This is a genomic window from Nonomuraea sp. NPDC003201 (genome assembly GCF_053590415.1).
In genome coordinates, this window is the sequence record NZ_JBSFTC010000450.1 from 1 (window position 1) to 6,775 (window position 6,775).

Consider the following 6,775-nt stretch of genomic DNA (forward strand, 5'->3'; position numbering starts at 1 on the left):
GCTGGGCGTGTGGGGTGCGGCCTCGGACGCGGTGGAGCTGGTCGGGTACGCGCTGGCCGAGCTGGGGCCCTCCTACCGGCCGTTCGGGGAGCTGGAGCTGGTACGCGAGGTGACGGCCAAGCTCGACGGCCTGCGCGAGTCCGGGACGTTCTCCTGGATGAGCCTGCCTGCGCTGGACGGCCCCGCTCCCCGCGGGGTGGGCTGGCTGGAGCCCTCGGCCGAGGCCGAGGTCGCGGCGCTCCTGGCGGCCGACGCGCCCGACTCGTACGCGGTGCCCGGCATCGCCGGGGTGCGGCGGTGGGCCGGGCTGCGCGTCGGCGACGAGCTGGCGGCGGTGGCGGCCGATGCCTGGCCGGCGCCCAGCGTGGGGCTGCTGGCCGGGGTGGCGACGAAGGCGGGCCTGCGGGGGCGCGGGCTGGCCGATCGGGTGTGCCGGTGGGCGTCGGCGGAGCTGCTGGCCGCCTACGGGCGGGCGGCGCTGATGGTCGACGACGACAACGCGGCGGCCCTGACGCTCTATGAGCGCATCGGCTACCGGCGCCGGCGGGTGATGGCCTCTCACGTCGCCGGCTGACCCCCGGCTGGCTCCCGGGCGGGCGCCGGAAAATCGGGTGAGGTTCGGGCGGCGCTGGGGCAGAGTTGACGGCGTGATGTCCGATTTTGTACCAGGTATCGAGTTGTCCCGCGCCTTCTACGGCGAGGTGGTGGCGCCTTTGGTGTCCGGGGTCGCGCACAGTGCGGCGTTGATCGGGCCGGGGTCGGAGGTGCTGGAGTTCGACACGGCCCGCTCGGCCGATCATGACTGGGGGCCGCGGGTGCTGGTGTTCGTGGCGCCCGGGATGGCGTCCGAGGTGCGGGCGAAGGTGGTGGCGGGCCTGCCGGAGCGGTTCGGCGGTTTTCCGACCGTGTTCGGCTATCACGGCAGCGTGCAGCCCGGGGTGGCGGTGACGGAGCTGGGGTCGTGGCTGGTGGAGCGGCTGGGTTTCGATCCGCGTGCGGGGGTGTCGCTGCTGGACTGGTTGTCGGCGCCGTGGCAGAGCCTGGCCGAGGTGACGCGGGGTGAGGTGTTCCACGACGGGCTGGAGGCCGCCGTTTCCGGGGGCGGGCTGGAGACGGCCCGGGCGGCGTTGCGCTGGTATCCGGAGGATGTGTGGCGGTATGTGCTGGCGTGTCAGTGGCGGCGGATCGCCCAGGAGGAGCCGTTCCCGGGCCGATGTGGCGAGGTGGGCGATGAGCTGGGCTCGGCCGTGGTGGGGGCGCGGCTGGCGCGGGAGGTGATGCGGCTGGCGCTGCTGTTGCGGCGGCGCTACCCGCCGTACGCGAAATGGCTCGGCAGCGCGCTGGCGCGCATGCCGGGCTCGACGGAGCTGGGGGAGTGCCTGGGGGCGGCGGTGGCGGCGCGCTCCTGGCGGGAGCGGCAGGAGGGGCTGTCGGGGGCGTACGCGCGGGTGGCGGCGCTGCAGAACCGGGTGGGGCTGGCCGAGCGGCTGGACGAGCGGGTACGGGGGTTCTTCGACCGGCCGTTCGAGGTGATCGGCGGGGACCGGTTCGCGCAGGCGCTGCTGGAGTCGGTGTCGGACCCGGTGATCAGGGGGTTGCCCCTGGTGGGGTGCGTGGATCAGCTGTCGGATTCGACGGACCTGCTGACGGCGCCGGGGCGGGCGCGGGCGATGACGGCGGCGGTTCTCGGCCTCCCAGGTAAGTGATCTACATTGTAAAGGGCGTGGGTGGTCGCACCACCCTTCTCACCCCCTGAAAATCACAGATCCACCAGGGCGGAGGCCAGTTCCTCGACGCGGATGCGCCAGGCGTCGAGCGTGGTGGTGTCGCCGGTGTGGGTGACGATGAGCCGGGCGCCCTGGCCGGTGCCCTGGGTGAGCTCCCAGCGGACGGGGCCGGTCGGGGTGTCGTATTCGAGGAGTTTGGCGCTCTCGGCGCGGGTGACCGGCCCGGGTCGCAGGCCGGGTGCGGTGAAGGGTGCGGGCGGGGGGTCGCCCGGGGTGGCGTCGTCGCCGTTGAGCAGGTGCCAGACGTCTTCGGCGGGGCGGGTGAGCTGGCGTTCGACGCGTACGTCGCCGTTTTCGGCGGTGGCGGGGACGAGGCCGAAGATGGCGATGTAGTCCTCGTGGAGGCGGGCGAATTCGGCGGGTTGCTTGTCGGCTGGTTGCTGGGCGGGGCGTTCGTCGAGGGTGTGGAGCAGGGCCATGAGGCAGGTGTGCCAGCCGGAGGCGAAGCTGGCGGCGCCGTGGTGGTCGGTGAAGGTGTGGGTGAAGGTGAGGATGCTGGCGCGGGGGCCGTCGGGGTGGATTTCCCAGCGGAGTTCGTCCTCGCCCCAGGTGTGGGCGTAGGTGTGGGGTGGGTTGTTCTCGGTGATGTGGCCGTCGGGTCCGAAGCCGTAGTTGATGCGGTCGCCGTCGATGGTGATGGTGGCGGGGAACCAGTGGGCGAGGTGTTCGGGCTGGGTGATGGCGCGCCAGACCTTTTCGGGTGGGTGGGGGAGGCGGCGTTGCATGCGCAGGGTGGTGCGGCCGTCGGGGTGGATGGTGAGGTTTTCGTTCATCGGTCGTCTTCCTCTTCCATGGTGTCGAGGTGGTGTTCGAGTCGGTCGAGGCTGTGGTTCCAGAGTTTGCGGTAGGGGGTGAGCCAGGCGTCGATTTCGGCGAGGGGGGCGGGGCGGAGTTCGTACCAGCGGCGTTGGGCGTCTTTGCGGACGGTGACGAGGCCGGCTTCGCGCAGGACTCGGAGGTGTTTGGAGGTGCCGGGTTGGGTGAGGCCGAGGTGGGTGGTGAGTTCGCTGACGAGGCGGGGGCGTTCGAGGAGGAGGTCGAGGATGTGGCGGCGGGTGGGTTCCGCGAGCACGTCGAAGCGCATGGCTCGTTAATATACCCGCTTGGATATATGCCTGCAAGGGCATGTATTGGGCGTGGAGCCGGTTGGACTCTCCCTCGGTGGGAGGGTCCATGCTGGTGCGCGTGGACGAGGAGTTGCTGCCGATCGGGCAGTTCGCCCGGTTGGGGCGGTTGAGTGTGAAGCAGTTGCGTCACTATGACGAGCTGGGGTTGTTGCGGCCGGCGCGGGTGGACGCGGTGACGGGTTACCGGTTTTACCGGGCGTCGCAGGCTCGGGTGGCGTTGTCGATCGCGTTGCTGCGCTCGCTGGATGTGCCGCTGGCGGTGGTGGGTGAGGTGCTGGCGGGCGGGGCGCAGGCGCTTGACGGGGTCAGGGAGGAGTTGGAGGCGGAGCTGGCGCGGCGGCGTCGTACGCTCGCGTCGCTGGAGCGGGTGATGGCGCAGGGGTTGCCGTCGGTGCCGGTGCGGGTGGTGGAGGAGCCGGCGCGGCGGGTGGCGGTGGCGACGGAGCGGGCGGCGGGGCCGGAGGATGTGGGGCGGGCGGTGTCGGCGGCGTTGTCGCGGCTGCTGGGGCCTGCCGGGCCGGTTCAGTTGATCGGGTTGTTCCCGGTGGATTTCGGTGAGGTGTTCGATGTGGAGGCCGCCCGGGTGCTCGGGGACGGGGAGGGTGGCGGTGGTGCGCCGGTGCGGGTGCTGCCGGGGGGCAGGTTCGCCTGTGCGACGCATGTGGGGCCTTATGACCAGATGTCTCTGACGGCGCATGCGGTGCTGGCCTGGTGTGGCGAGCGCCGGTGTGCGGTTCGGGGGCCGATTCGCGAGGTGTACGTGTCGGATCCGGCCGTGACCTCGCCTGAGCATCTCGTTACGCATCTGATGATCTGTTTGGAGGAGTCGTGAATCCTGAGCTGGTCACGTACGGTCCGGTGACCTGCCTGAATGTGACGGGCATGGGTGAGCCGGGCGGGAGTGAGCATGTGTCGGCCATCGGTGCGCTGTATGCGGTGGCGGCGGGGATGGGCGGTCCGGCGGGGCCGCTGGAGGGGTTGTGGTTCGTGGAGGACGAGCGTCCGGGGCTGGAGGTGCCGCGGGAGTTGTGGCGCTGGCATCTGCTGCTGCCGCTGGCGGGGGTGCCGGAGGCGGGGCTGGTGGAGCGGGCGCGGGAGGGTGCGCGTTCGTCGGGGGCGGCGGTGGATCGGGTGCGGGTGGCGACGTTCACGGAGGGTGAGTGTGTGGAGGTGCTGCATGTGGGCGCGTTCAGTGAGGAGTATCGGTCGCTGGCGGTGATGGAGGCGTTCATGGCGGAGCGGGGGTTGGTGCCCCATGGGCTGCATCATGAGGTGTATCTGACGGCGTTCGATGATCCGGAGCCGCGTACGGTGCTGCGTCAGCCGGTGCGTCCGGGCTGAGGGGTCTCGCGGGTGGCGGTGGGGCGGGGTTAGCATGGCCGGTGGCGGCCGTCCCCGCCCAACCTCCGGCCACCCGCCCCGGCCGGGTCACCTGATGGAGGCAAAGGGGGGTTCACCTCTCGGACGGAGGATCTGCCGGTTGGTCGTGCGCCTGCCGCGCCGGTCGCTGGGGGGCGCCGCGGCGGCGTTCGGGAGATGTTCATGACCAGGCAGGCGGATTTCAAGCGGCGGGTGCGTGCCCGTATGGCCAGGACCGGTGAGTCGTATGCGGTGGCGCGCCGCCGGCTCCTGGGCGAGCGGTCCGCGGCGGAGCGGGACTGGCTGGGGGCGCTGCACATCAGTAACGGTGACGGTACCGATCTGGCGGGCACGGGGCTGGCCCGGCGCATCGTGTTCTGGCGGGATGTGCTGCACGAGGGGCCGGTTCCGGCGGTGGGGCGGGAGGAGCTGCGCCGGGTCAGGGCCGCGTTCCTGGTGGGGGCGGGCGCCGATGACCGCGGTGAGGGGCTGCGGATGTTCGTGGAGCGGGATGCGGCGGTGGAGGCCAACCGGGGTGGCGAGTATGTGCTGTGGTTCGAGGCTGATTTGTACGATCAGTTGCAGATCGTGGAGATTCTCGCCTGGTTGGCGGAGTTGGGGGTGCCGGCCGAGGCTGTCACGTTGATCTGTATCGGGGAGCATCCTGGCATCGCGCGGTTCGGTGGGTTGGGTGAGTTGCGTGCGGAGCAGTTGCGGGAGTTGCCGTCGACGCGGGCGTGCGCGAGGTTGTCTGCGGCGGCGCTGGAGTTGGCGACCCGGGCGTGGGCGGCTTTTCGTGCTCCGACGCCGGAGGGTCTGCCGGGTATCGCGGCGGTCCGTTCCGGTGAGTTGCGTTTCCTGGGTGAGGCGTTCGAGCGTCTGTGCCGGGAGTATCCCTCCACCCGTGACGGGCTCTCCCTCACTGAGCGTCGTGTTCTGGCCGCCGCGGCGCAGGAGGGTCCGGCGGGGGATGTCTTCGTGCGGGCCACGGCCCGGGAGGCGCGCCGGTATCTGGGGGACACGTGGTGTTTCGCGATGATGGAGCGCCTGGCGGGGGCGCCGTATCCGCTGCTGGATCTGCGGCCCGCGGGTGGGCGGGTGGACCGGGCGACGGGGGTGGGTCTGACCGCGGTGGGTGCCCGGGTGCTGGCGGGTGAGGAGGATCATGTGCGGCTGAACGGGGTGGACCGCTGGATCGGCGGGGTGCATCTGAGTGGCCGCGATGTGCGGTGGCGGTGGGATGAGGGCCGGGAGGCGCTGACAACACTACGCACAAACCAGACATAGGTACCTATAAGGGTATTTTTCACCTGCTCTTGGCGTGGTGTTGTGAGGCACGTTGGAAGCGTACGGATAACCAGCTGGATGCGAGGAACGGGGGAATCCGCACCATGTGTACGCACCAGCCTCCCTGTCCTCCGGCGAACTCCGCCGCCCACCAGGCCGCGCGCCTGGTCGCCTACCACCCCGAGCAGGGATGGGGACTGCTGTGCAACGGGGTGGTGTTTTTCGACGATACCGGTGAGCTGCTGCCCGACGGGCGCAGCATCGTCCCGGCGGCCGTCATGGAGCGGGCCGCGTGAGCGCCGCGCCGGCGTCGTGGACGTTCGCCGCCCAGGCGCACTCGGTGCGCCGGGCCCGGCACGCCGCCCGCGCCCAGCTCGCGGAGTGGGGGCTGCAGCAGGCGTGCGACCACGCCGAGCTGCTGATCAGCGAGCTGGTCACCAACGCGGTCCGGCACGCGCGGGGCCTGGTGCGCATGAGCCTGTCGGCGGCCGACGGGCTGCTGCGCTGCGAGGTGGAGGACTCCAGCCCGGTGCCGCCGAGCCCGCGTACCGCCTGCCTCGACGACGAGGGCTCGCGCGGGCTGCTGCTGGTGGAGGTGCTCTCCTGCGGCTGGGGCTGCGTTCCCACCGGGCGGGGCAAGCTGGTCTGGTTCGAGGTGCCCGTACGGCTGCGGGCCCATGTGTGAGCGGTTAGCGCGGCGAGTACAGCCACGGCTCGCGCAGGTCGAAGAAGTCCACGTCGGAGACGAACAGTTCCTGCCAGGCCCGCAGCAGCTCCCGGATGGCCGGCGGCTGGAGCTTGGCCTCTCCCTGCCGGGCCGCCACCTCGCTGGTGAAGTAGGCGGTCTCGACGCAGCTGTCCTGCCCGCACAGCGCGGCGGTGGCGCCGATGAGGTCCGTACGGAAGGCCGCCAGCTCCTCCTGTCCCTGCCGCAGCACCTCGCGTACCCGGGCGTGGTCGCGTACGCGCCCCTGCAGCACCTGGACGAACCCCGCCTCATCGGACCCGCCGCCCAGGATTTCGATCACCTCGTCGCATTCGAGGAAGGTCACCTCGCCGGCGAACAGTTTCGCGGTCTCCACCCACCACTGCCCCTGCTCGGGCCGGTCGGCGTTGCGGTGGGCGGCCGCCCGGCCGGCGAAGCGGGCGACGTTGACGAACAGGCCGTCGTCGGTGACGCCGGCCGTGGTGCCCAGCCAGCCCCGCGCGCCGGGC

The 6,775-nt window shown here is 71.5% G+C and carries 10 protein-coding genes; 7 read left to right on the forward strand and 3 right to left on the reverse strand.

What is annotated here, in order from left to right; genetic code table 11:
* Together ACWDX9_RS57445 and ACWDX9_RS57450 are read left to right on the forward strand one after the other, a co-directional pair.
* Window positions 1-574, forward strand: a 574-nt coding sequence (locus tag ACWDX9_RS57445; RefSeq protein WP_449971608.1) for a GNAT family N-acetyltransferase, incomplete at its 5' end; no start/stop codon positions are given.
* Between the two features lie 76 nt (window positions 575-650).
* Window positions 651-1,706, forward strand: coding sequence for a DUF4037 domain-containing protein (locus ACWDX9_RS57450; protein ID WP_449971610.1), 1,056 nt, complete (start codon window positions 651-653; stop codon window positions 1,704-1,706).
* Window positions 1,707-1,759: 53 nt separating this feature from the next.
* On the opposite strand, the gene ACWDX9_RS57455 is transcribed toward ACWDX9_RS57450, so the two are convergent.
* On the reverse strand, window positions 1,760-2,560 hold the full coding sequence (locus ACWDX9_RS57455) for an SRPBCC domain-containing protein (RefSeq protein WP_449971613.1): 801 nt from the start codon (window positions 2,558-2,560) through the stop codon (window positions 1,760-1,762).
* Window positions 2,557-2,871, reverse strand: coding sequence for an ArsR/SmtB family transcription factor (locus ACWDX9_RS57460; RefSeq protein WP_364258360.1), 315 nt, complete (start codon window positions 2,869-2,871; stop codon window positions 2,557-2,559). Before ACWDX9_RS57460 ends, ACWDX9_RS57455 begins: the two co-directional genes overlap by 4 nt.
* An 89-nt stretch (window positions 2,872-2,960) precedes the next feature.
* On the opposite strand from ACWDX9_RS57460, the gene ACWDX9_RS57465 reads away from it, so the two are divergent.
* The 5 genes from ACWDX9_RS57465 (at window position 2,961) to ACWDX9_RS57485 (ending at window position 6,245) form a co-directional block, all read left to right on the forward strand.
* Window positions 2,961-3,746, forward strand: a complete 786-nt coding sequence (locus ACWDX9_RS57465) for a MerR family transcriptional regulator (protein WP_449971617.1) — start codon at window positions 2,961-2,963, stop codon at window positions 3,744-3,746.
* Window positions 3,743-4,255, forward strand: a complete 513-nt coding sequence (locus ACWDX9_RS57470; protein ID WP_449971620.1) for a hypothetical protein — start codon at window positions 3,743-3,745, stop codon at window positions 4,253-4,255. Before ACWDX9_RS57465 ends, ACWDX9_RS57470 begins: the two co-directional genes overlap by 4 nt.
* Before the next feature lie 201 nt (window positions 4,256-4,456).
* The gene (locus ACWDX9_RS57475) at window positions 4,457-5,560 is read left to right on the forward strand and encodes a hypothetical protein (protein WP_449971623.1); all 1,104 of its coding nucleotides are present in this window, start codon (window positions 4,457-4,459) and stop codon (window positions 5,558-5,560) included.
* Between the two features lie 104 nt (window positions 5,561-5,664).
* On the forward strand, window positions 5,665-5,856 hold the full coding sequence (locus ACWDX9_RS57480; protein ID WP_449971625.1) for a DUF5999 family protein: 192 nt from the start codon (window positions 5,665-5,667) through the stop codon (window positions 5,854-5,856).
* A complete protein-coding gene (locus ACWDX9_RS57485; protein ID WP_449971628.1) occupies window positions 5,853-6,245 on the forward strand; it encodes an ATP-binding protein in 393 nt (130 codons plus the stop codon). Before ACWDX9_RS57480 ends, ACWDX9_RS57485 begins: the two co-directional genes overlap by 4 nt.
* Window positions 6,246-6,249: 4 nt before the next feature.
* On the opposite strand, the gene ACWDX9_RS57490 is transcribed toward ACWDX9_RS57485, so the two are convergent.
* Window positions 6,250-6,775 (reverse strand): hypothetical protein (locus tag ACWDX9_RS57490; RefSeq protein ID WP_449971630.1); only part of this gene is annotated, 526 nt, incomplete at its 5' end.